Source organism: Dyella sp. EPa41, assembly GCF_016586165.1.
Taxonomy (GTDB): Bacteria; Pseudomonadota; Gammaproteobacteria; order Xanthomonadales; family Rhodanobacteraceae; genus Dyella.
This window is the reverse complement of record NZ_BCPR01000025.1, coordinates 1-23,371: the sequence shown is the minus strand read 5'-3', so window position 1 is coordinate 23,371 and position 23,371 is coordinate 1. Positions and strand designations below refer to the sequence as shown.

Below are 23,371 nucleotides of genomic sequence, written 5' to 3'. Positions count from 1 at the left end.
TGTGATCGGTTAGTGTACCGGCCGATGACGCTCGTGTAGCCCGCCGGTTCACGCATGCCCACCCCGGGTGGATGCCAGGACGGGCACCGTTGCATGGCGCCTTAGAAGGGAACCCCCATGGCCTTGCGTTTCGATCGCGATCGCACCCGCAGTTTCAGCCACTTCCTCTGGCAGCGGTTCATCGACGACAAATGCTTCGAGACCGCCGGTGCGCTGTCCTACACCACGCTGGTGTCGCTGGTGCCGCTGATCGTCGCCTCGCTGGCGATCTTCGCCGCGTTTCCGGCGTTCGCCGACGCGCGCAGCACATTGATCGAATTCGTCTTCAGCAACTTCGTGCCCGCGGCCGGCGAGCGCGTGCAGGAATACCTCAACGGCTTCGCGGAGAACGCCAGCAAGCTCACCGGCATCAGCGTGCTGGTGATGTTCTTCAGCGCGGTGTCCATGATGGTGAGCATCGAAGACCGCATGAACCGCATCTGGCGCGTGCAGCGCCAGCGCAGCTGGGTGTCGCGCGTGCTGTTGTACTGGGCGGCGCTCACGCTCGGTCCGGTGCTGGTCGTGGGCGGGTTGGCGGTGGCCTCGTATGCGACGGCGCTGCCTATCCTCAACGAGGCTGCCGGCACGCTGGGGCTGGGCCAACGCCTGTTGGCGATGCTGCCGTTCATCGTCACCTTCCTCACCCTCATGCTCATCTACCTGGTGGTGCCCAACCGCAAGGTACGACCAAAGGACGCCGCCATCGGCGCCTTGCTCGGCGCGGTGCTGTTCGAGATCGCGCGCTGGGGTTTCGCGCGTTTCATCCATCACGCGCACACCTACCAGCAGGTGTATGGCGCGGCGTTGGCGGCGATCCCGATCTTCCTGCTGTGGATCTACCTCTCGTGGGTGATCGTGATCCTGTGCGCGTCGGTGGCAGCCTCGCTTTCCGCATTCGACTACGAGCCACCCCGGACCTGCCTGCCCGAAGACGCGGCCTTGCTCGGCCTGCTGCTGGTGCTGGGACACTTCATCGACGCGCATCGCGAGGGTGCGCAGCTTGACCACGATCGCGTGCGCCGCCGGGCGCCGCAGCTGGGCTACGGCGTCATCGCGAATTATTTCGCCGACCTGGAGCGTGCCGCCGTGATCCGCCGCGTGGAAGGCGGCGGCTGGGTCTTGTGCCGCAGCCTCGACAACACCGATTTGCTGCGCGTGTATGCTCATTGCGACTACCGCATCCCGCTGCGCCCCTCCAGGGACGCGCAGGAATACGGCCTGGAGCTGCCGCCCGAGCTGGTGGCGCTGCTGGACAGCGCGGCGCAATCGCTCGATGACAGCCTGCGCACGCGGCTCGACGTGGCTTACCCGCCGGTATCGCCGGCAACGAATGCATCCGAGGATCACCATCCATGACATTGCTGAAACCGCTGGCCGCGCTCGGTCTGGTGCTGGCGTTTGCCGGCAGCGCGCAGGCCGCGATGCCCGAGCAGCCCGCGCTCAAGGTCACCACGCTCGACGGCAAGCCCTACGACCTGGCCAGCCAGCGCGGCAAGTGGGTGATCGTCAACTTCTGGGCCACCTGGTGCGTGCCGTGCATCAAGGAGATGCCCGACATCTCCCGCTTCGCCGCCGCGCACAAGGACAAGGTGAGTGCCATCGGCCTCGCCTACGAGGACAGCGAGAAGGCCGATATCCAGGCCTTCCTGGTCAAGCATCCGGTGAGTTATCCGGTCGCGCAGGTCACGTTGGACAAGCCGCTCACTGACTTCGACGAGCCGCGCGGGCTTCCCACCACGTGGCTGATCGGTCCGGACGGCAAGGTGGCCAAACGCTTCGTGGGCCCGGTGACGGAGGCGTCGCTGGGCCAGGCCATCGGCCTGGGCAAATAGCCATGGCCGCCGCGCGCTTCCTCGTCAGCGGCAGGGTGCAGGGCGTGTTCTATCGCGCCAGCACCCGTGAACAGGCACTGGCGCTGGGGTTGCGCGGCCACGCGGAGAACCTGCCCGACGGCCGCGTCGAAGTAATCGCCAGCGGCACGGATGCCGCGCTGGACGCGCTGGAGTCGTGGCTGTGGCGCGGACCTTCCGGCGCGCGCGTGGACGACGTGCGGCGCGAGCACTGCGAGGCGCCCGTCGCCGACAGCTTCCACACGCGCTGAAGCGGCCGGCCGCTCATGCGGCGGCGGTGCTGTCCGAGGGCATGAACGGGCGCGGCGCGGCGACGACGAAACCCTGCGCGAAATCGATGCCCAATCGCCGCACTTCCTCCAGCAGGGGCCCCGAACTCACGCATTCGGCAATGGTGAGCTTGCCGGTGGCATGGCCCAGCTTGTTGATCGCTTCCACCATCGCGTAGTCGATCGGGTCGTGCAGCATGTCCTTCACGAAGCTTCCCTCGATCTTCACGAAGTCCACCGGCAGGTGCTTGAGGTAGGTGAACGAGGACATGCCGGCGCCGAAGTCGTCGAGCGAGAAGCGGCAACCCAGCGCGCGCATGTCCTCGATGAAGGCGATGGCGCGCGAGAGGCTGGAAATGGCCGCGGTTTCGGTGATCTCGAAGCAGATCGTCGAAGGCGCGATGCCGAGCAGGGCGAACTGTTCGCGCAGGTAGGCCGTGAAATCCACGTCGCACAACGACGTGCCGGACAGGTTGATGGAGCACAACGGCGGCGCGGCGGCCGGATCACGCGCCGCCAGCGTGCGCAGGCCGGTAAACGCCGCCTGCACCACCCAGCGGTCGATCGACGGCATCAGGCCATAGCGCTCGGCGGCGGGAATGAAGGCGCGTGGCGGGATCAACGTGCCGTCCTCGTCACGCATGCGCAGCAGCAGCTCGAAGTGCCTTCGTTTCCGCGGCTGCCGCAGGTCGACGATGTCCTGCGCGTAGAGCACGAAGCGATGGGTGGACAAGGCGCGCTGCAGCCGCGCGACCCAGCACATTTCCGACTGCCGCACGACCACTTCGTCGTTGTCCAGGCGATACGCCTGCACGCGGTTGCGGCCTTTTTCCTTGGCGAGATGACAGGCGGCGTCGGCGGCGCCGAGGATGTCCTCGGTGGTGGAGCGGGCCGCGTCCATGCTCACCATGCCGATGCTGGCGGAGATCACGAAGCTGTGCTGCCGATAGGCGAAATGATGGTCGCCGATCGCGGTGCGCAGGCTCTCGGCCACGACCCGTGCCTCGGCTTCGTCGCACTCTTCCAGCAACAGCACGAACTCGTCGCCGCCAAGCCGCGCAACGGCGTCCGACGCGCGGACCACCGAGCCGAACAGGGTGGCCACCTGGCGCAGCAGTTCATCGCCGGCGGCATGGCTGCAGGTGTCGTTGACCACCTTGAACTGGTCCAGGTCCACGTAAAGCACGGCGAACGACGAACCGCTGGCCTGCGCGGCGTGCCGGGCGTGGGCAAGGCGCCGTTCGAATTCGCGGCGATTGATCAGGCCGGTGAGTGGATCGTGGCTGGCCTGGTAACTCAGTTGCGCGGCGTGTTCGCGCTCGCTGCTGACGTCGCGCATCACCAGCACCACGCCGCTGGTGGCGCCCTGGCGATCGCGGATCGGCGTGACGGTGAGGTCCACCGCCACCGACCAGCCGTCGGCATGCGCCAGCAGCAGCTTGTCGGGCGAGCCCCAGGCCGCCTGTCGCTGCAGCACCTGGCGCACCGGATCGGGAATCGGCTGGCGATTGGCCTCGCTCACGAAACCGCAGAGGGATGCCACCGGCAACCCGTGCGCCAGTTCCATCGACCACCGGGTCAGGCGCTCCGCGCTGGGGTTGAGGTAATCGATGCAGCCATGCGCATCCGTGGTGATCACCGCGTCGCCGATCGACTGCAGCGTCACCTCCGCGCGTTCCTTCGCGGCAAACAGCAGGGCGTCGGCTTCACGGCGTTCGGTGATATCGGTGACGGAGCCGGCCGTGCGCACGGCCATGCCGCCGACGGCGCGGGTGGACGCGCCGCGCGCGTGATACCAGCGAATGCGCCCGTCGGGACGCGGCACGCGAAACTGCAGGTCCAGCGGACGGCCGCGGCGCACGTGGGCCACCACGGCGCGCATGGCGACCACGCGGTCCTGCGGATGCAGCCATCGGAAGACGTCCATCCCGTGCGCCGGGCCCTGTTCGTCGGGCATGCCGAGCATCTGGCGCAGGCGTGGCGAAAGATAGACCTGTCGACTGCCGCGATCCCAATCCCACAGGCCGTCGTTGCTCCCGGCGACGGCCAGGCGGTAGCGATCGTCGCTGGCGCGTAGTTCCTCGACCATGCGGGCGCGCTCTTCGAGCAGGCGACGGACGCGACGCGCAGCCACCAGCACCAGCAAGGCGCCGATCGCGCAGAGCGCCACGCGCAACAGCATGGCGGTCTCCCGCGATGCCTTGCCCAGCGCATCGGAAAAGGCGTACTCGAGCGGAGTGAGGCGTGCATCGAGCACGCGGATGCGGTCGCGCGACTGTTCTATCCACTGGCGGTCGCGCTCGCCGGCGAGCGCCTGCCGGTGGATGTCCTCGGCCACCCGCGTCAGCTCGATGATGAGTTCATCACCCTGGGCCCAGGCGCCCACCGCGTCGCGCACGTCGGGCAGGCCACCCGCGTGGCGATACAGCCGGGCCATTCCCGGCACGTCGTCCCGGTCGATGCCGCCCCGCATGAACTCGGTATTCACCACCGACATGTCGGGCGAGGGCCGGTTCAGTTCGATGCGCGCCCGGCGATCGCCCTGCGGTATCGCGATGGCGTCGAGAAAGGCCTGGTACTCGTGCTCGGAGAACGTGGTGAGGTAATGCTGCAGTTCGGAAACGGCGACCTTCTGCGCCTTCGACCAATGGCTTTCGCCGCCCACGAAGGCGCGCGCCGCGGACAGCACGTCCAGGCTCGCCACGCACAGCAGGATCATCACCACGATCACCAGCACGAACGGACCGACGATCGCGTCGCGCTCCCGTCCGGCCAGCGTGGCCCTCGGGCCCGTTGCCGGCATACGTTCTCCCCCATGACCCCGGATGCAGGCCTTCATCGCTTATCGGCGTTGTCCGTGGCGCCTTTAGAGCCCGGGCCTGGCCGTTCTTCACCGAGCCGCCGCAAGGCCTCGCCGACGGCACGTCCAAGAGCCACCGATCCGCCTGTCGCCAGGAAGAGGGCGCTCGCCGCCCTCATCGACCTCGACGAACCGCGCCGGGTCGGTGCCTAGCCCATGGTGTCGGGCACCCACAGCGCCTTGCTGGTGACGTGCTCGGTCCTGGGCTTGCCCTTGAGCTTGGGCAGCTTGGGTTCGGGAATGGCGACGTCGTGGCGCGGTATCTGCTCCAGCAGGTGCCGGATCAGGTTCACGCGGCCGCGTTTCTGGTCGTTGTAGTCGACCACGAACCACGGCGCGTTCGGACGATGCGTCCGCTCGATCATCACGTCGCGCAGATGGCCGATTTCCTCGTACTTCCCGCGCGAGGCGATGTCGTTGCGCGACAGCTTCCAGCGCTTGAGCGGATCCTTGGCGCGTTCGGAAAAGCGTTCCTCCTGCTGCTCCTGGTCCACCGCCAGCCAATACTTGAGCAGGATGATGCCGTCGTCGGTGAGCAGTTTCTCGAACGCCGGTACCGCCGCCATGAAGGACTTGTATTGCGCCTTGGTGCAGAAGCCCATCGCCGGCTCCACCACGGCGCGGTTGTACCAGCTGCGGTCGAACAGCACGAGTTCGCCCGCGCTGGGCAGGTGTTCCACATAACGCTGGAAATACCACTGCGTGGTTTCGGTCTCGCTCGGCTTGGGCAGCGAGGCAATGCGGTAGCCGCGCGTATCCATCGACTCGGTGATGGCCTTGATGGTGCCGCCCTTGCCGGCCGCATCGCGTCCTTCGAACACCACCACCAGGCGCTGACCGCCATGCCGCAACCAGCGGTTGAGCCCCGCCAGCTCTAGCTGCAGCTCCTCCATCGCGCGGCGATAGCCCTTGTCCTTCTTGGCCATGGCGGTGATCTCCTTGAAGGGAAGAAAGGCGCATTGTCGGCGAAGCGCGCGTGCGGCAGGTGAAGGCCGCACGCGGCTGCTTCGCCGGCGAACGCGGAAGCGCCGGTCACCGGCGCCGTCCGCACTCGACAGCGGGCAGGCTAGGGCAGATCCAGATCCACCGGCTTGCGGCCGATCCGATGACGCGCGCTCATGGCCTGCACGGCGCGCTTGAAGTCGCTGGCGTAGCCCTGCATGTCGAACAGCGGGCTTTGCGTGCGCTGTTGCGAGAGGTGCTGGCGCAAGGTGGCGAGCGCCTCGCGGTCGTTGCCCAGTTGCGTGGCCATGGCGATGAATCCTTCCTCGTCCTCGCAGGCCAGTTCCGGCAGCCCCAGCTGCAGCAGCAGGCTGGTGGCGACGCGGCCGGCGAAGGTGTGGCCGGTGCAGGTCAGCACGGGGCAGCCGGCCCACAATGCGTCGGAGGCGGTGGTGTGCGCGTTGTACGGCAGCGTATCGAGGAAAAGATCGGCATGCACGTAGCGCGAGAGATAGTCCGCATGCGGCAGGCGTGGCAGGAACACCAGGCGCTCGGGCGCGATGCCGGCGGCGCCCGCGGCGTTGCGCAGGCGCTCATCGGCGCCCTCCGGGCCGCTGAGCAGCCACAACACGCTGCCGGGCACCTGCTCCAGCACCAGCATCAGGCGGGCGAAGGCGGCCGGATTCAACTTGTAGCTGTTGTTGAAGCAGGCGAACACGGTGCCTTGCTCGGGCAACCCGCATTCGGTGCGCGAAGGCGGCTCCGCCACGGCGCGCGTGCTGTCGTTGGGCTGGTAGCAGCGGGGCAGGCGGATCAGCTTTTCGCTGACCGCGGCGCGCAGGCTGTCGGGCAGCACGGTCTTGTCGGCCAGCAGGTAGTCCATCCACGGCGCGCCGGAACTGCCGGGATAGGCCAGCCAGTTCACCTGGATCGGTGCGGGACGCAGCGCGAACAGCTCGGCGTTGTCGCGGCCGGAATAGCCGTTGAGATCGAACAGGATCTCGACGCCGGTGTCGTGGATGCGCTGGGCCACCTGCGCGTGGTTCAGCGCAGACACGTCATGCAGCGTGGCGGCCGTCGCGAGCCGGCGGCGGATCGTGCCGCCATCATCCGCGGTGGTCGCGAACAGGTGCAGCTCAAGATCCTCGTCGTCGGCCAGCGCTTCGAGCATGGCCACGACCAGCAGGCCGGTGGCGTGATCGTTGAAGCCGTCGGCGACGAAACCAACGCGCACGGCGGCGTCCGGCGCGGGCTTGGCGTGCGTGAACGCCAGCTGCTTGCGCAACGGGGCTTCCTGCTGCTCTATGCCGTCGGCATAGGCCTTGGCGCAGCGCAGCTGCAGATCGGCATCGACCTCTTCGGACAGCATCACGAACGGGCTCACCGGCGAGCTGCCGTCCGCGATGACCTGCTGCAGGCGGGCGCTCAAGTCATCCAGGTCGCGCCAGTCACACAGGCGACGTCGCAGGAACACGAGCTGCCCCAGCACGGGGCCATGGTTCGGATGGAGCGCCAGTGCGCGCTCATAGGCCTTGCTCGCGGCTTCGAGCTGGCCGGCGTCTTCCATGGCCTGGCCGGCGGCGAACGGGTATTCGTGGTTTCGTGGCGCCAGCCGCTCGGCCTGCAGCCATGATTCGCCGGCTTCGACGGCCTGGCCCTGGCTCAGCAGGATTCGCCCGCGCATCGCATGGGCCGCATCGAAACGCGGATGCAGCTGCAGGGCTTCATCCGCATGCAGCCTGGCCTGGTCCGCGTTGCCCAGCTCGAGCTCGGCGCCGGCCAGGTTGAGGCGAATGCCCGGATGGGCCGGTGCGCCGTGCGTCGCCATGGCGTAGGAGTCGCGCGCGTTCTGGAAGCGGGCGGCCGCCATCAAGGCGTTGCCCAGCGTCAGCAGCACGGCCGGGTGGCCCGGCGCCATGCGCAGCGCGGCACGCAGCCGCTCGATGGCGTTGTCGGCGTCGCCGTTGGCCACCTGGGCACTGCCGAGGTTGCATTGCACCTCGACGCTCTGCGGGTCCATCTGCGCGGCTTCTTCGAGCACCGCGACGGCTTCGGCGGGTCGCTGCAGCTGCAACAGGGAAACCCCGTGCAGGCGCGCCAGCTCGGCGTGGTCGGGATAGTGGGCGCGTGCGTCGATGGCGGCCTGTTCGGCGCCGACGAAATCGCCGCGTTCGATCTGCGCGACGATCTGCTGGGCAAAGACGGTCGCGGGAGGGGTAAAGAGATCAGTCATCCGCCCAAACTAGCGCAGGGCGTGGTGGCTGCCAATCCGCGGATGTCTTACGGCTGCGGCTCAGCCGGCCGTGAGAGCCTTCAGTTCGTCCGCCTGGTTCTCGCGCGTCAGCGTATCGACCAGTTCGTCCAGGTCGCCCTGCAGCACCTCCGGCAGGCGATACAGGGTGAGATTGACGCGATGGTCGGTGATGCGGCCCTGCGGGAAGTTGTAGGTGCGGATGCGCTGGCTGCGATCGCCCGAGCCCACCTGCAGGCGGCGCGATTCGGCTTGTGCGGCCGCCTGCTTGCTGCGTTGCTCGTCGAGCAGGCGGGCCTTCAGCAGGCTGAGCGCGCGGGCGCGGTTCTTGTGCTGGCTGCGCTCGTCCTGGCACTCCACCACGATGCCGGTGGGCAGGTGGGTGATGCGGATGGCCGAGTCGGTCTTGTTGACATGCTGGCCGCCTGCGCCCGAGGCGCGGAACGTGTCCGTCTTGAGGTCGGCCGGGTTGATCTCGATGTCGTCGATCTCGTCCATCTCGGGCAGGATCGCCACGGTGGCCGCCGAGGTATGGATGCGCCCCTGCGATTCGGTTTCCGGCACGCGCTGCACGCGATGCGTGCCCGACTCGAACTTCAGTCGCGAATATGCGCCCTTGCCTTCGACGCGGGCCACGATTTCCTTGTAGCCGCCATGCTCGCCCGGGTTCTCGCTGAGCACCTCGACGTGCCAGCGGCGGCGTTCGGCGTAGCGCGCGTACATGCGGAACAGGTCGCCGGCAAAGATCGCCGCCTCGTCGCCGCCGGTGCCGGCGCGCACCTCGAGGAACAGGTTGGCCTCGTCGCGCGGGTCCTTCGGCAGCAGCAGGATCTGCAGTTCGTCGTCCAGCTCGGTGAGGCGCTGCTCAAGCCGCGCCACGTCGTCCTGCGCCATCTCGCGCAGTTCGGGGTCTTCCAGCATCGCGCGCGTTTCGGCCAGTTCGCGCTCGGCCTGGTCGCGCTCGCGCAGCGAGGTGGTGACCGGTTCGAGCTGGGCGTATTCGCGCGACAGCTCGCGGAAGCGGTTGTTGTCGGCAAGCACGTCGGGCTGGCCGAGCAGGAGGCCGATTTCTTCGTGGCGCTCGGCGAGGGTTTCCAGCTTGCGGCGGATCGATGGCGTCATGGCGAGAGTGTGCAGTGGAGACGGGAAGCGTGGGAACGGCACGTCCAGGCGTGCCCGGCTTTTCGCGTCCGGTCGCTACTCTTCGCTCACTTCCGGCTTTTCCACGATGCCATAGAGGCGGCCGGCCGCATGCAGCAGGTCCATGTCGCCGCTCAAGGCGGCTTCGCGCAGGCGCGCGCTCGGGTGATGCAGCAACTTGTTGGTCAGCGTGTTGGCGAGGAAGGCCAGCGCCTCTTCCGGCGATTTGCCGCGGGCGATCATCGCGCGCGCCTTCTCCAGCACTTCGTCGCGATAGACCTCGGCGTGCAGGCGCAGGTCCACCGCCGGATTGCGCACGGTGAGCGCACGGCGCCACGCCATGTAACGCTCGACCTGCAGGTCGATGATGGCGTCGGCTTCCCGAGCGGCCGCTTCACGCAGGCGGCGGTTGTCATCGATCACCTGGCGCAGGTCGTCGATGCCGTAGAGGAATACGTCGTCGAGCTCGCCCACGGAGGCTTCGATATCGCGCGGCACCGCGATGTCCACCATGAACATCGGTTTGCGCCGGCGCGTGGCGATGGCCTTCTCGACCATCGCGTGCGTGACGATGGGTTGGCGCGCCGCGGTGGAGCTGATGACGATGTCCGCTTCGGCGAGGTGCTGCGGCAGGTCGGCCAGCGAGACCGTGTAGCCGCCATGCCGGCTGGCCAGTTCCTGGGCATTTTCCAGCGTGCGGTTGGCGACGATCAGCCGCCGCACCTGCTTGTCGGCCAGGTGCCGCGCGGCCAGTTCGATGGTGTCGCCCGCACCGATCAGCAGCACGCAGGCTTGGCGCAGGTCGGTAAAGGCCTGCTCGGCCAGGCGCACGGCGGTAAACGCCACGGAAACGGTGTGCGCGCCGATGCGGGTGTCCGTGCGCACGCGCTTGGCGACGGCGAAGGTGTGCTGCAGCAGCCGCTCCATCGGCGCGCGCAATGCGCGGGCGTCGCGTGCCTGCTGGTAGGCGTCCTTCACCTGCCCGAGGATCTGCGGCTCGCCCAGCACCATGGAATCCAGCCCGGTCGCCACGCGGAACATGTGGCGCACGGCGGCGTCTTCATCGTGGCGATACAGGAACTCATCCAGCCTGCCCGCAGTCAACTGGTGATGGCGGCTGAGCCATGCCTGTGGGACGCCCTCCGCCCCAGCCGCGACGCTCACATAGAGTTCCGTACGGTTGCAGGTGGAAAGGATCAGGGCTTCCTCCACCCCGGGTTCCCGCGAAAGCGCCTCCAGGGCGGCCCCGGTGGAATCCGCGTCGAATGCCACTTGCTCGCGCAGGTTGACCGGCGCGGTGAGGTGGTTGAGCCCTAGGGCAATCAGCGTCATGGGTAGAGCCTGTTCAATGCCCCCACGTGGCCCGCGCCGGGATCTGTTTGCCCGCCAGCCGAGGAAGAACGACGAAGTGTATGTCGATGCACGACCGGGTGATGACGCTGGATGGAGGGCAACCAGGCCCGGCCCCGAGGGTTGGCCACGCCAAGCCGTCCGGGGGCGGCACGCTTCTCGCCCTGGCTGCCAGCCAGGCGCTTTGCCACGGTCCGCTCCCAGACGGCTTGGGGTGGCCAGCGGGAGCTACGTGGAAGCATTGAACAGGCTCTTGGGCAATTCGAGGCGGGGGGCATCCGGCAGCGTAAACTAGGTTTTGGCACCGGCCGTTCTACAGTGGTGGCGGCCAACACAGACGGATGAGCGGAGAATAGTGTGCTGAGCAGGTGGTCCAAGTTCAAGCAAGTGCGGCATTTTGCGATCGGCGGCATGGTGGCACTGGTACTGGCCGGATGCGCTTCGATGCCGGGTGGATCGAAGCACCCGATGGCCGGATCCAGCCAGCCACTGGACAAGCTCGTGGTGGTCACCCCCGACGAGGATCATGACCTGCTTGCCCAGCTCCTCGCCGGCGAGATGGCGCTCACCCGTACCGATCTCAAGACGGCTTCGGCCACCTACGGCCGGGCCATGATGCTGTCCAACGACCCCAAGGTGGCCGAGCAGGCCGCCGCCCTGGCCATCGCCGTGCGCGACACCCCGGCGGCCGAGGCAGCCATCAACCGTTGGCAGGCCCTGGGCGCCAAGCCCGCCGGGCTGGCCCAGGCCCGTGCCCAGCTGGCGCTGAGCCAGGGCAACACCGACGAGGCCCGCCGCCAGCTCGAGGTGTTGGTGGGCACCGGCGACCCGGATGCCTGGCGCCAGTTCGGCCGGGTGCTGGTCGGCGCCCGTGATCCGGCCCAGGCGGCCCAGCTGCTTGAAGCCGTCGCAACGCCCCAGCGACTGCCGGCCGACCCGCAGGCCTGGCTGGCGATGAGCGAGCTGGGCGACAAGCTCGGCCGGCACGCCTACGCCCTGCAGATCGCCGACGGCGCCGTGAAGCGTTTCGGCACGGGCGAGACCTATGCCTGGCTGGGCCAGATGAAGTACCGCGATGGCGACAAGGCCGGCGCCAAGACGCTGTTCGACAAGGCCATGGCCAAGGATCCGAAGAACACCCACCTGCGCCTGGCCTACGCCACGCTGCTGGGGCAGGGCGGCGATTACGCCGCCGCGGCGAAGCTGCTGGACAACGGCCCGCAGGACACCGACATCTACGCGATGCGCGCCGCCCTCGCCGCACGCGCCAACGACACCAAGACCATCTCGCGCCTCTATGGCCAGATCCAGCGCTCCTCCGAAGAGGTGCGCCAGGGCAACGCCTACCTGCTCGGGCAGCTCGCCGAGATGCTCGACAAGAAGGAAGAGGCGCTGAAGTGGTACGACCAGGTCGCCGATGACGACGACCACGCCTTCGACGCCGACGTGCGCAGCGCGGTGCTGCTGCAGGACCTCGGTCGCAGCGCCGAAGCCCACGAGCAGCTGGCGCAGATGCAGACCGACTATCTCGATCAGCCGGCCCTGCTGCGTCGTGCCTACGAGGTGGACGCCGAGCTCTACATGAACGAGCAGCAGTACGGCCAGGCCGAACGCTCTTTCAGCCGCGCGCTGCAGGTAACGCCGGACGATCCGGCCTTGCTTTACGGTCGCGGCCTCGCCTTTGCCGAGTCGGGCGATATCGATCAGGCAGTGAGCGATTTCCGGCACCTGTTGCAGCTCAAGCCCGACGACACCGACGCCAGCAATGCGCTGGGCTTCACCCTGGCTGACGCCAACCGCGACCTGCCGGAGGCGGAGCGGCTGATCGAATCGGCCCGCGCGGCCCGCCCGAACGATCCGGCGATCGAGGATTCCTGGGGCTGGCTGCAATACCGCCTCGGCCACCTGGATCAGGCGGAGAAAACGCTGCGCGGCGCCTGGGCGGCGCGCAAGGATGCCGACGTCGGCGTGCACCTGGGCGAAGTGCTGTGGAAGCAGGGGCGTCAGGAAGACGCCCGGCGCGTGTTCGACGAAGTGCGTAAGATCGACCCGCAAAGCGCCACCCTCCACAACACTCTCAAGCGTCTCAATCCATGAAGCTCCCCCTTCGCCTACTCGCGGCAGCGTTGCCGCTGCTGCTGGCCGCGTGCGTCCACAAGGAAGCCGTGCGCCCCGTTGCGCAGGCCGACTACGCGGTGCTGCTCGATCAACAGCGTGCGCGCGAACACCAGCTGGCCAAGGTCGATCACTGGGTGCTGCAGGGCAAGATCGGCGTGTCCGGCCAGGTCAACGGCAAGAGTGACGGCGGCAGCGGCACGCTGACCTGGACGCAGAATGGCGACAGTTACGAGTTCGTCGTGCGCGGCCCGGTGGGAGCCAAGAGTTTCCGTCTCAGCGTGACGCCCGAAGGCGCCGTGCTCGATGGCCTGGAAGGCGGCCCGATGCGCAGCCCGGATGCCGAGTCCCTGGTCGAGAAGGCGCTGGGTTGGCGCGTGCCGCTGCGCGACCTGCGGGCCTGGGCATTGGGCCTGCGCGCGGATAGCGGTCCGGCTGAGCTGAAGTTCGGTGCCGATGGCCTGCCGTCCCAACTGGCCCAGGATGGATGGACCGTCAGCTATCCCGCCTGGGATACCACGCACCCGCAGGCCGTGCCGCGCAAGGTGTTCGCCGAAAGCCCGCCCAACAAGGTGAAGCTGTCGGTGGAGTCCTGGAGCTTCCAGTAGCGCAAGGCTTTTCCTCCCCTACCGGGCGGCCCGACGGTAGTCCCCGTGGGAGAGAGGGCAGGGTGAGGGCCGATCCTGCGATCACGCTGATTTTGAGCACGCTTCACCGACGCTGTCGCGAACACCCACCCCTCACCTCGATCCTCTCCCCGGCGGGGAGAGGAGGAAAAACCAAGAGCATGACCTTCCACATCGAACGCGCCCGTCCCGACCAGGTCGATGCCCTCTGCGCCATCGAGCGCGCGGCCGTCGAACTGTTCCGCGGCCACCGCGCCTGGCGTTCCTACCGCGACGTGTCGGTACCGCCTGACGTGCTGCGCGAGGCCATCGCCCGCGGCCTGGTGTGGGTGGCGTTGATCGGCTCGGGCGAACCGGTCGGCTTCATCTGGCTGGATGCGGAGCAGGGCGGCGACGCCATCGGCGTGGCCGAGATGGACGTGCTGCCCTCGCACGGCCAGCGCGGCATCGGTGCAGCCTTGTTGGAGCATGCCTGTGGCTGGGCCCGCATGGCCGGCTATCACCGGGTCGATCTCGGCACGCTGTCCGATGTGCCGTGGAACGCGCCGTTCTACGTGAAGCACGGCTTTGTCGTGAAGGACAAGAATCTTCCCGAGTTCGCCTTCTATCGCGAGCGTGATAGCGAAAACGGCTTCCCGGACGACCTGAGGGTTTTCATGAGCCGTCCGTTGGCGCCGCCCGATCCGGCCGACTGGACGATCTGGCCGGCACCGGCCAAGGTAAACCTGTTCCTGCGCATCACCGGCCGTCGTCCTGACGGTTACCACGACCTGCAGACCGTGTTCCGCCTGCTCGACTGGGGCGACGAAATCCGCCTGCGCCCACGCCGTGACGGCGAGGTCCGCCGGTTGACGGACGTCGCCGGCGTGCCCGCCGAGACCGACCTGGTGGTCCGTGCCGCCCGATTGCTGCAAGCCCACGCGCCGGCCGGCTCGGGCGTGGACATCGAGGTGGAGAAGCGCATCCCGATGGGCGGTGGCCTGGGCGGCGGCAGTTCCGATGCGGCCACCGTGCTGGTGGCGCTGAACCGCCTGTGGGGCGCGGGCCTGGACGAGGGCGCCCTGGCCGAACTCGGCAGGCAGCTGGGCGCCGACGTGCCGGTGTTCGTGCGTGGCCGTTCAGCCTGGGCCGAGGGCATTGGCGAGAAGCTCACTCCCATGGCGCTTCCCGAGCGCTGGTACGTGGTGCTGGATCCCCACGAACACGTGCCGACCGGGGCGCTTTTTCAAGCGTCTGAATTGACACGAAATGCCCGGCCCGCCACAATTTCATCCTTTGCTTCGGGCGAAACGGTCGAGAACGCGTTCGCGCCCGTGGTTCGCGCGCGACATCCGCGCGTGGCCGCGGCGTTGGACTGGCTCGACGGCTTCGGCCGGGCAAGGCTTTCCGGCAGCGGTGCGTGTGTGTTCCTGGAGACGGATTCCCCGGAACGCGCCGAGGCCATCGCGGAGCGCTGTCCCGCCCGTTTCACGGCCCATGTGGCCAAGGGCGAGGATGTCTCCCCGCTGCTTGTCGCCCTGGCGCGCCATCGCGGCGTCGATGGAGCGGCAGGGTAGGAAAATCCAGTTTCCACTGGGGCGTCGCCAAGCTGGTTAAGGCACAGGATTTTGATTCCTGCATGCGAAGGTTCGAATCCTTCCGCCCCAGCCATTTCACACGTGGCTCATCAGGTTCTTAAAACATGACTGTCGATACGTCAGGTCCGATGCTCTTCACCGGCAACGCTCACCGCGCGCTTGCCGAGGATGTCGCCCAGCGTCTTGGCGTGCCCCTGGGCAAGGCCCTCGTCGGTCGCTTCAGCGACGGCGAGACCCAGGTGGAGATCGAGGAGAACGTCCGCCGGCAGGAAGTGTTCGTGCTGCAGCCGACCGGCGCGCCGAGCGCGGAAAACCTGTTCGAGATGTTGACCCTGGTGGACGCGCTCAAGCGCGCCTCGGCGGCCAGCGTCACGGCGGTGATGCCGTACTTCGGCTACGCCCGCCAGGATCGTCGCCCGCGCTCGGCGCGCGTGCCGATCACGGCGAAGATGGTCGCCAAGATGATCGGCACCGTGGGTGTGGATCGCGTGCTCACGGTTGACCTGCACGCCGACCAGATCCAGGGCTTCTTCGACATCCCGGTGGACAACGTCTATGCCTCGCCGGTGCTGCTGGCGGACATCTGGCGCAACCACAGCATGGATGACCTGATCGTGGTCAGCCCGGACGTCGGTGGCGTGGTGCGCGCCCGAGCGATGGCCAAGCGTCTCGATGACGCCGACCTGGCGATCATCGACAAGCGCCGCCCGAAGGCCAACGTCGCCACCGTGATGAACATCATCGGCGAAGTCGACGGCAAGACCTGCGTGCTGGTCGACGACATCGTCGACACCGCCGGCACCCTGTGTGCGGCAGCTGCGGCCCTCAAGGAGCGCGGCGCCCGCAAGGTGGTGGCGTACTGCGTGCACCCGGTGCTGTCGGGCGCGGCGCTGAAGAACATCGAGGGCTCCCAGCTCGACCAGCTGGTGGTCACCAACACCTTGCCGCTGCGGCCGGACATCGCCGCGTGCAGCAAGATCCGTCAGCTCTCGGTCGCCGAGCTGCTGGCGGAAACGATCCGCCGCATCGCCTTCGGCGAGTCGGTGAGCTCGCTCTACATCGACTGAGTTTTCCGCGGCGGGTGAGAGCCCGCCGCCGTTTCACGGCTCCTCTGGTCGCGGGGGAGTCGCACGACCGCCGCGAGGCGGTTCACTACTGATAGGCAATACCCACATGGCTACGACTCATGAAATCAAGGCTACGGCCCGTAATGACGAGGGGAAAGGTGCGAGCCGCCGCCTGCGTCATGCCGGCCTCGTGCCCGCCGTCGTCTACGGTGCCGGCCAGGCCCCGCAGAGCATCCAGATCGAACACAACACCATCCTCCTCTCCGCCAAGCACGAGTGGTTCTTCTCCTCGGTGCTCGACCTGAACGTCGACGGCAAGGTGCAGAAGGTGCTGGTGCGTGACTGGCAGAAGCATCCGTACAAGCTGCAGATGCTGCACATGGACTTCCAGCGCGTGGACGAGAACAAGGCCATCCACGTCAACGTGCCGGTGCACTTCCTGAACCAGGAAAAGTCCGCCGCCGCCAAGACCTCGGGCGTGGTGATCTCGCACAACCTGACGGAAGTGGAAGTGTCCTGCCTGCCGAAGGACCTGCCGGAGTTCATCGAACTCGACCTGGCCGACCTCAAGCCGGGCGACATCGTCCACCTGTCGCAGCTCAAGCTGCCCAAGGGCGTGGAAATCGTCGCGCTGCACCTGGGTGCGGACCACGACATCGCCGTCGTCACCGCCAACACGGTGAAGGAAGAAGTCGAAGAAGCTCCGGCCGAGGGCGGCGACGCTGCCGCTGCTCCGGCGCCGGAAGCCAAGAAGTAAGTCGCAGCGGCCCGCGTTCCTTGCGAACGCGGGCCGCTCGATCCCATGGCGGGTCTGCGACTCATCGTCGGACTGGGCAATCCCGGTGCCGAATACCTCCGAACCCGGCACAACGCCGGGTTCTGGTTTGTTGACGCCCTGGCGTCAGGGCAGGGCGAGCGCTTCGGTTTCGACGGCAAGCTGCATGGCGAGACCTGCAAGGTCCGCATCGGCGGCCAGTCGGTATGGCTGCTCAAGCCCTCCACTTTCATGAACAAGAGCGGCATCGCCGTTGCCTCGGCGCTGCGCTACTACAAGATCGAGCCCGACGAATGCCTCGTCGCGCACGACGAGCTGGATTTGGACCCGGGCACCGTGCGGATGAAGTTCGACGGCGGCCACGGCGGCCAGAACGGCCTGCGCGACATCATCGCGCACCTCGGCCATGCCAAGTTCCATCGCCTGCGGGTCGGCATCGGCCATCCCGGCCACAAGGACAAGGTCACGCCGTGGGTACTCGGCCGCCCTTCGGCCAAGGACGAGGACGCCATCGTCGACGGCATCGCGCGCGCATTGGACGTGCTGCCGCTGGCGGTCGATGGCCAGTTCGACAAGGCGATGCAGAGGCTTCACACGCCTGCGGGCGTGTGAAGCGGTAAGTCGCTCGCTGTAAAGCCGCTCGCGTTGCTCGCTGTAAGTCGCGCCTGTGGCGCTGTAAATGGGTCAAGGCGTCTGGGCTGAGCGGTCTCGGCTCTTTCCATTTACCATTTACCATTCACCATTTACAGGCGCGCAAGCGCCGACCCCACTATTTACAGGCGCCGCAGGCGCCGACTTCACGGAACTCAAATGGGCATCAAATGCGGCATCGTCGGCCTGCCTAACGTCGGCAAGTCCACCCTGTTCAACGCGCTGACCAAGGCCGGCATCGCCGCCGCCAACTTCCCGTTCTGCACCATCGAGCCGAACGTGGGTGTGGTGCCGGTGCCCGACCTGCGCCTGGACGCGCTGGCCGAGATCGTCAAGCCGCAGAAGACGATTCCCACCGCCGTGGAGTTCGTCGACATCGCGGGCCTGGTGGCCGGCGCGTCGAAGGGCGAGGGCCTGGGCAACAAGTTCCTCGCGCACATCCGCGAAGTGGATGCCATCGCGCACGTTGTGCGCTGCTTCGAGCACACCGACATCATCCACGTGGCCGGCAAGGTCGATCCGATCGCCGACATCGAGACCATCGACACCGAGCTGGCGCTGGCCGACCTCGATTCCGTCGAGAAGGCGTTGAACCGCGCCGAGCGTTCGGCCAAGGCCAACGACAAGGACGCCATCGCCAGGAAGCCGGTGCTGCAGAAGCTCGCCGCCGGCCTCAACGAAGGCAAGACCGCGCGCAGCCTGGGCCTGGACGAGGAGGAGAAGGCGCTGGTGCGCGACCTGTTCCTGCTCACGCTCAAGCCGCTGATGTACATCGCCAACGTGCGCGAGGACGGCTTCGAGAACAATCCGCACCTGGATGCCGTGCGCGCCCGCGCTGCCGCCGAGGGTGCCGAAGTGGTGCCCGTGTGCGCCGCCATCGAGGAAGAGCTCTCCCAGCTCGATGATGCCGACCGCGACGAATTCCTCAAGGACCTGGGCCTGGAAGAGCCGGGCCTCAACCGTGTGATCCGCGCCGGCTACAAGCTGCTCAACCTGCAGACCTACTTCACCGCCGGCGTGAAGGAAGTGCGCGCGTGGACGATCAAGCGGGGCTTCACCGCGCCGCAGGCGGCGGGCGTGATCCATACCGATTTCGAGCGCGGCTTCATCCGTGCCGAGACGATGAGCTACGACGACTTCATCCAGTACAAGGGCGAGGCCGGCGCCGCCGCCGCCGGGCGCCTGCGCAAGGAAGGCAAGGACTACGTCGTGAAGGATGGCGACGTGCTGCACTTCCTGTTCAACGTCTAGGCAAGAAAGCAACGGGCCGCATCGCGGCCCGTTTTGCATCCGGCGTTTCAATCCACTTCGGCGTTGTCGCCGGTGATCTGGCGCTGCATGTGGTCGAGGTACTCATCCAGTTCGCGCGAGCTGGCGAACACCTCGTTCACCGGCACCGCCTTCACGATGTCGAACACCTTGCGTACCTGCGGCTGCGGGTTCAGCAGCAAGGTGTGGCCACCGCGGGCGCGCATGCTTTTCCTGATCTTCGCGATGCTGCGCAGGCCGGCGCTGCTGATGTACTCCAGCGCGGAGAGGTCGAGCACCATCGTGCCGCCATCCACGACGCGCGGCAGCACATCGAGAATCGCGAGGTCGAATTCGCCGAACGTCTGCGCGTCGAGCCGGCCGTGCACGTGCACGGTGGTGCGCTCGGGTGACTCGCTTTGAGTGCTTAGAGTGAGCGTCATGAGGTGGACTCCGTGCGTGCAGGGTGGAGGAAGCGAAGTTGCAGGTGATTGCCTTGCTCGTCATGGCTGTAGCTGAGCTCGCTCGCCATGGCGCGGACCAGGTGAATGCCCAGGCCGCCCACTTCCTCCTGGTCGGCGAGGTCGCCGGTCAGGGTCGGTGGCGGAGCCTGCAAGGGATCGAACGGCTGTCCGTTGTGATGAAGCTCGACGAGCACGGCGTCGTCGCCCAGCCGCATGTGCAGGTCGATGGTGTCGCCCGTATCGCGGGTGCGGCCGTGTTCCACCATGTTGACCATCAGTTCTTCCAGCACGAGGCGGATGTCGTCGCGCACGTCCGGCGCCACGCCCTGCGCATGCAGGGAGGCATCGCAACGATCCAGCGTCTCGAACACGGTGTCCATCGACGCGCTGATGGTCAGGTCCAGCATGGGCACGTTCCTGTCGTCGAGGGCATGATGCCAGCTCAGCGCGAGGACGGTGATGTCGTCGGCCTGCCCGGCACCCTCCGCAAACCGGTCCACCGCGGCCAGCAGGCCGCTGGCCAGGTCGGCCGCGGTGCGCGGCGAGGAGCCCTCGAGGCACGCAAGCATGCGCTCGGTGCCGAACATGGCCTGCCGGGTATCCGTCGCTTCGGTGATGCCGTCGGTATAGAGCAGCAAGGTCTGGTCGGGTTGCAGGCGCAGCGTGCGGGACGGGTAGCTGGCTTCTTCGTCGAGTCCTAGCGCGGCGCCGGTATCCAGCTCGATCAGGCGGGCGCCCTGGCCATCGCTAAGCACCGGCGGCTCATGCCCCGCGCTGGCCATCACCAGCTCGCCCGTGAATGTATCGAGCATGCCGCAGAGCAGGCTCACGAACATGCAGCTCTCGTTGTTGCGACACAGTTCGGTGTTGAGCATCGACAGCAGGTGCTGGGGTGTTCGCGCCCTGGGCGCCAGGGCCTTGGCGAGCGTGATTGTGCGCGCCATGAACAGCGCCGCGGGGATGCCCTTGTCCGACACGTCGCCCACCATCACGCAGAAGCGCCGCTCGTTGAGCATGAAATAGCTGTACAGGTCGCCGCCCACGGCGCGTGCGGGGCGGAGCAGGGCGTGCAGTTCGAAGTTTTCGCAGTGCGCGTCGAGATAATGCTCGCCCGGCAGCAGTGCGGTCTGGATCTGGTGCGCGATGTCCAGTTCGCTGGCGAGGCGTTGCTGCTCCCTGGCATTGCGGGTGAGCTCGGCGATATGCAGCGCCAGTTCCGTGCGCATGCGATCGAAGGCATGCGTGAGCCGGCCGACCTCATCGGGAAATCGCGCCGGAGGCAGTTCGAAGCTGAGCGCGCCGCGCGCCACTTCCTCGGCGCGGGAGGCGAGCGTGCCCAGTGGCGCAAGAATGCGTCGCGTCACCGCCAGCGTGATCACCGCCAACGCCAGCGAGGCCAGCAGGCCCAGTGCCAGTACACGCACGAATGCCTGCCGGGCGCCGGCGTAGATCGTGGCTTCGGGCATCACCAGGCCGAAGCGCCAGCGGGTGCCCTCGATGGGCGTGAAATAGATCCAGACCGGCTTGCCTTTGGCCTGCGGGTTCTGGGCCACGGCGAGGCGCAGGCGGGAGGCTTCGCGCTGGGCCGCCGCCCGCAGCAGGTCGGCATGGCCACGCTGTCCAACCAGCGCGGGATTGTCGTGGACCAGGTAGCTGCCGCTGTCATCCAGCACGAAGGCGTAGGCCCCCGGCGGTTTGCTCAGGTCCTGCAGGATGCGGCTCAGCCAGTCCAGCGAGACGTCGGCGTTGATCAGGCCTACCGGATGGCCGCCCCGGCTGATCGCCACGGAATAGTTGATCAGCTCGCGCTTGCGCGACTGCGAATAAAAGTGCCGTTGCCAGCAGCCTTGCGAACAACTCAGGCCGGCGAGGAACCAGTTCTTGTCCCAATAGGGGCTGTCGTCCTTGCGCAGGTCGCGCGAATCCAGCGAACCATCCGCCTGGCGACTGACGAAGGGCGAGATGGGCGGGTTCTCAGCCATCGGCACGAAAGCCGCCGCCAGGCCGGATAGATCCGCGTTGCGGGCAAGCGCATCGCGAAGCATCACCTCGGCATCGTCGGGGCGCGGACCGATCACCGCCGCGAGGGTCTGCGCCGTATCCGCCACGCGGGCCAGGCGTTGCTCGATGCGATTGCCCGCTTCGCTCGCCAGCGCCGTGGCTTCGCCATGCGCCTGCTCGAGGATCTGCTGGCTGACGCGATAGAACAGCACGCCGCCGGCCACCGCCAGCACCGAGACGGAGCCGGCCAGCACCCATAGAGACAGCCGCGAAGCGATGCTGCGCAAGAGCATTGCGAGTCCCCCCCTTGATGCGGCCATCTAGCCACGCGCCGTCCTGCTTCGGCAAGTGATTTGGACGGCTGTTTGTGCGCCGCGTCGCTGTTCGCGCCGCGATAAGGCCATCTTGTTGTGCCGCGGTCCGGCGTGATCAGATCGTCAACATGAGGAACAGCCTCCACATGCGCCTTGCGCGCCCCGAGGACGCGCGAGTCATCGGGGTGCTGGCGCGACGGGTGGTTCGCCGATGGATCCTGCCGCAGCAACCCGAGGATGCCGCCGGACCGTTGCTGGCGGGCATGAGCGCCCAGGCGATCCGGCGCAAGATCCGCGATGGCCAGCGTTTCCATCTGGCCTTCGTGGGCGACGCCCTGGCCGGGGTGGCGGCCATTCGCGAAGACAGCCACCTGTTCCAGCTATTCGTGGGCACGCGCCATCAAGGGCAGGGCATGGCGAGAAAGCTCTGGCAGCGGGTGCTGAAAGACAGCGTCCGGCGCGCCGGCACCAGGTACTTCACCCTCAACGCCGCGGTCAGCGCCGTGCCGGTCTACCTGCGCCTGGGCTTCGAGCCGAATGCCTTGGCAAAAGCGCCGCCCGGCAAGCTCGTGACGGTTCCCATGATCTATCGCGTCCACTCGCCACGGCATCGCCCGGGGCGGCGGCGATAAGTTGCGCTGCTCCCTTCCTTCGCGGCGGGGCGCATAATTCGGGGATTCATCCCGCACGCCCTGGAGAGCCCGGCCCATGCCCGGAAAGCAGCACGAAGTGAACTTCCGTTTCCTCGCCCAGCCCTCTGACGTCAACTTCGGCGGCAAGGTGCATGGCGGCATGGTGATGAAATGGATCGACCAGGCCGGCTACGCCTGCGCGGTGGCATGGAGTGGCGCGTACTGCGTGACGGCCTCCGTCAGCGGCATCCAGTTCGTCGCGCCCATCCTGATCGGTGATCTGGTTACCGTCCGTGCGCGCCTCATCCACACCGGCCGCTCCAGCATGCACATGGCGGTGGATGTGCTGGCGCGTGACCTGAAGAAGGACGAGCACCACCTCGCCACCAGCTGCGTGATGGTTTTCGTCGCGCTCGACGCGCCCGACGGCAAGCCCACGCCGGTGCCCTCGTGGCAGCCACGCGACGAGAAGGAACGCCAGCTGCAGCAGCAGGCCATGAAGCTGATGGAGTTGTCCAAGGACATGGAGCTGCTGGTCGACCGCCAGGTGGCCGAGGGGATCTGAAAAACGTGGCCCGGGCAGCGTGAAAAAACTCGCGCGAAAGCGTCATTTTTTCCGTGACAGGTGTTGACAGCCACGGGCCTGATCCACACAATAGCCGTTCTTTGTTGGAGGGATACCCAAGCGGCCAACGGGGGCAGACTGTAAATCTGCTGGCTTACGCCTTCGGTGGTTCGAATCCACCTCCCTCCACCAGACGATTTCCGCAAAGGCTGATTCAACCAGGCGGGAGTAGTTCAATGGTAGAACCTCAGCCTTCCAAGCTGATGGTGCGGGTTCGATTCCCGTCTCCCGCTCCATTGAAGTCGTCTTAAGGTGTTTCCGTGCTCATGTAGCTCAGTCGGTAGAGCACTTCCTTGGTAAGGAAGAGGTCGCTGGTTCGATTCCAGTCATGAGCACCATCTCACCGCGGTCCGCGGGTATTTCCACTTTTCTTCATTCGACTCCATCGGGGTTTTAGACGTATGGCAAAGGGTAAATTCGAACGCACCAAGCCGCACGTCAACGTCGGCACGATTGGTCACGTGGACCACGGCAAGACGACGCTGACGGCTGCGCTGACCAAGGTGGGTGCAGAGCGCTTCGGTGGCGAGTTCAAGGCGTATGACGCGATCGACGCGGCGCCGGAAGAAAAGGCG

20 protein-coding genes and 4 tRNA genes are annotated in these 23,371 nt (G+C 67.1%); 17 read left to right on the top strand and 7 right to left on the bottom strand.

All coding sequences use genetic code 11. The annotated features are described in order from the left end of the window. The first annotated feature begins 117 nt into the window (after positions 1 to 117). From JMF82_RS10090 to JMF82_RS10080, 3 genes are read left to right on the top strand one after another with little or no spacing between them, the layout of a single operon-like run. On the top strand, positions 118 to 1,395 hold the full coding sequence (locus JMF82_RS10090; protein ID WP_201314393.1) for a YihY family inner membrane protein: 1,278 nt from the start codon (positions 118 to 120) through the stop codon (positions 1,393 to 1,395). After that, positions 1,392 to 1,871 (top strand): TlpA disulfide reductase family protein, encoded by a 480-nt coding sequence (locus tag JMF82_RS10085; RefSeq protein ID WP_201314392.1) that lies wholly within the window; start codon positions 1,392 to 1,394, stop codon positions 1,869 to 1,871. Before JMF82_RS10090 ends, JMF82_RS10085 begins: the two co-directional genes overlap by 4 nt. A 2-nt stretch (positions 1,872 to 1,873) precedes the next feature. Beyond that, positions 1,874 to 2,140, top strand: coding sequence for an acylphosphatase (locus JMF82_RS10080; protein ID WP_201314391.1), 267 nt, complete (start codon positions 1,874 to 1,876; stop codon positions 2,138 to 2,140). 13 nt (positions 2,141 to 2,153) lie between these two features. On the opposite strand, the gene JMF82_RS10075 is transcribed toward JMF82_RS10080, so the two are convergent. The 5 genes from JMF82_RS10075 to hemA all read right to left on the bottom strand — a co-directional run bounded on the left by JMF82_RS10075 (position 2,154) and on the right by hemA (position 10,683). Next, positions 2,154 to 4,961 carry an EAL domain-containing protein gene (locus tag JMF82_RS10075; protein WP_201314390.1) on the bottom strand — a complete coding sequence of 936 codons (2,808 nt, stop codon included), beginning with the start codon at positions 4,959 to 4,961 and terminating at the stop codon, positions 2,154 to 2,156. Positions 4,962 to 5,167: 206 nt separating this feature from the next. Then, on the bottom strand, positions 5,168 to 5,944 hold the full coding sequence (ppk2, locus tag JMF82_RS10070) for a polyphosphate kinase 2 (protein WP_201314389.1): 777 nt from the start codon (positions 5,942 to 5,944) through the stop codon (positions 5,168 to 5,170). A 140-nt stretch (positions 5,945 to 6,084) separates the two neighbouring features. After that, entirely contained in the window at positions 6,085 to 8,193 is a 2,109-nt protein-coding gene (locus JMF82_RS10065) for a tetratricopeptide repeat protein (RefSeq protein WP_201314388.1), read from the bottom strand. 60 nt (positions 8,194 to 8,253) lie between these two features. Next, on the bottom strand, positions 8,254 to 9,333 hold the full coding sequence (gene prfA / locus JMF82_RS10060) for a peptide chain release factor 1 (protein WP_201314387.1): 1,080 nt from the start codon (positions 9,331 to 9,333) through the stop codon (positions 8,254 to 8,256). Between the two features lie 75 nt (positions 9,334 to 9,408). Next, the gene (hemA, locus tag JMF82_RS10055) at positions 9,409 to 10,683 is read right to left on the bottom strand and encodes a glutamyl-tRNA reductase (RefSeq protein ID WP_201314386.1); all 1,275 of its coding nucleotides are present in this window, start codon (positions 10,681 to 10,683) and stop codon (positions 9,409 to 9,411) included. 375 nt (positions 10,684 to 11,058) lie between these two features. On the opposite strand from hemA, the gene JMF82_RS10050 reads away from it, so the two are divergent. The 8 genes from JMF82_RS10050 to ychF all read left to right on the top strand — a co-directional run bounded on the left by JMF82_RS10050 (position 11,059) and on the right by ychF (position 18,763). After that, the gene (locus JMF82_RS10050) at positions 11,059 to 12,798 is read left to right on the top strand and encodes a tetratricopeptide repeat protein (RefSeq protein WP_236585395.1); all 1,740 of its coding nucleotides are present in this window, start codon (positions 11,059 to 11,061) and stop codon (positions 12,796 to 12,798) included. Further along, a complete protein-coding gene (gene lolB / locus JMF82_RS10045; protein WP_201314385.1) occupies positions 12,795 to 13,424 on the top strand; it encodes a lipoprotein insertase outer membrane protein LolB in 630 nt (209 codons plus the stop codon). Before JMF82_RS10050 ends, lolB begins: the two co-directional genes overlap by 4 nt. 179 nt (positions 13,425 to 13,603) lie before the next feature. Continuing rightward, positions 13,604 to 14,998, top strand: a complete 1,395-nt coding sequence (ispE, locus tag JMF82_RS10040; RefSeq protein WP_201314384.1) for a 4-(cytidine 5'-diphospho)-2-C-methyl-D-erythritol kinase — start codon at positions 13,604 to 13,606, stop codon at positions 14,996 to 14,998. A 17-nt stretch (positions 14,999 to 15,015) separates the two neighbouring features. Next, positions 15,016 to 15,092: transfer RNA gene (locus JMF82_RS10035), tRNA-Gln, on the top strand. Between the two features lie 55 nt (positions 15,093 to 15,147). Beyond that, positions 15,148 to 16,086 (top strand): ribose-phosphate diphosphokinase, encoded by a 939-nt coding sequence (locus JMF82_RS10030; RefSeq protein WP_201314430.1) that lies wholly within the window; start codon positions 15,148 to 15,150, stop codon positions 16,084 to 16,086. Positions 16,087 to 16,192: 106 nt separating this feature from the next. Continuing rightward, positions 16,193 to 16,843: a 50S ribosomal protein L25/general stress protein Ctc gene (locus JMF82_RS10025; protein WP_201314383.1), complete on the top strand. Its 651-nt coding sequence runs from the start codon at positions 16,193 to 16,195 to the stop codon at positions 16,841 to 16,843. A 45-nt stretch (positions 16,844 to 16,888) separates the two neighbouring features. After that, the gene (gene pth, locus JMF82_RS10020) at positions 16,889 to 17,473 is read left to right on the top strand and encodes an aminoacyl-tRNA hydrolase (protein ID WP_201314382.1); all 585 of its coding nucleotides are present in this window, start codon (positions 16,889 to 16,891) and stop codon (positions 17,471 to 17,473) included. 198 nt (positions 17,474 to 17,671) lie between these two features. Further along, the gene (gene ychF / locus JMF82_RS10015; protein WP_201314381.1) at positions 17,672 to 18,763 is read left to right on the top strand and encodes a redox-regulated ATPase YchF; all 1,092 of its coding nucleotides are present in this window, start codon (positions 17,672 to 17,674) and stop codon (positions 18,761 to 18,763) included. A 47-nt stretch (positions 18,764 to 18,810) separates the two neighbouring features. Here ychF and JMF82_RS10010 read toward each other — a convergent pair whose 3' ends face one another. Both JMF82_RS10010 and JMF82_RS10005 read right to left on the bottom strand, forming a co-directional pair. Further along, positions 18,811 to 19,203, bottom strand: coding sequence for an STAS domain-containing protein (locus tag JMF82_RS10010; RefSeq protein ID WP_201314380.1), 393 nt, complete (start codon positions 19,201 to 19,203; stop codon positions 18,811 to 18,813). Then, positions 19,200 to 21,518, bottom strand: a complete 2,319-nt coding sequence (locus JMF82_RS10005; RefSeq protein WP_201314379.1) for a SpoIIE family protein phosphatase — start codon at positions 21,516 to 21,518, stop codon at positions 19,200 to 19,202. Before JMF82_RS10005 ends, JMF82_RS10010 begins: the two co-directional genes overlap by 4 nt. A gap of 167 nt (positions 21,519 to 21,685) precedes the next feature. Between JMF82_RS10005 and JMF82_RS10000 the strand changes: the two genes are divergently transcribed. The 6 genes from JMF82_RS10000 to JMF82_RS09975 all read left to right on the top strand — a co-directional run. Next, on the top strand, positions 21,686 to 22,171 hold the full coding sequence (locus JMF82_RS10000) for a GNAT family N-acetyltransferase (RefSeq protein WP_236585394.1): 486 nt from the start codon (positions 21,686 to 21,688) through the stop codon (positions 22,169 to 22,171). A gap of 76 nt (positions 22,172 to 22,247) precedes the next feature. After that, the gene (locus JMF82_RS09995; protein WP_201314378.1) at positions 22,248 to 22,736 is read left to right on the top strand and encodes an acyl-CoA thioesterase; all 489 of its coding nucleotides are present in this window, start codon (positions 22,248 to 22,250) and stop codon (positions 22,734 to 22,736) included. Between the two features lie 106 nt (positions 22,737 to 22,842). Next, positions 22,843 to 22,928 (top strand) — tRNA-Tyr (locus tag JMF82_RS09990). A 30-nt stretch (positions 22,929 to 22,958) separates the two neighbouring features. Further along, positions 22,959 to 23,032: transfer RNA gene (locus JMF82_RS09985), tRNA-Gly, on the top strand. 26 nt (positions 23,033 to 23,058) lie between these two features. Continuing rightward, a tRNA-Thr gene (locus JMF82_RS09980) sits at positions 23,059 to 23,134 on the top strand. Between the two features lie 63 nt (positions 23,135 to 23,197). Next, positions 23,198 to 23,371: GTP-binding protein (locus tag JMF82_RS09975; RefSeq protein ID WP_236585397.1), on the top strand; the 174-nt coding region annotated here is incomplete at its 3' end.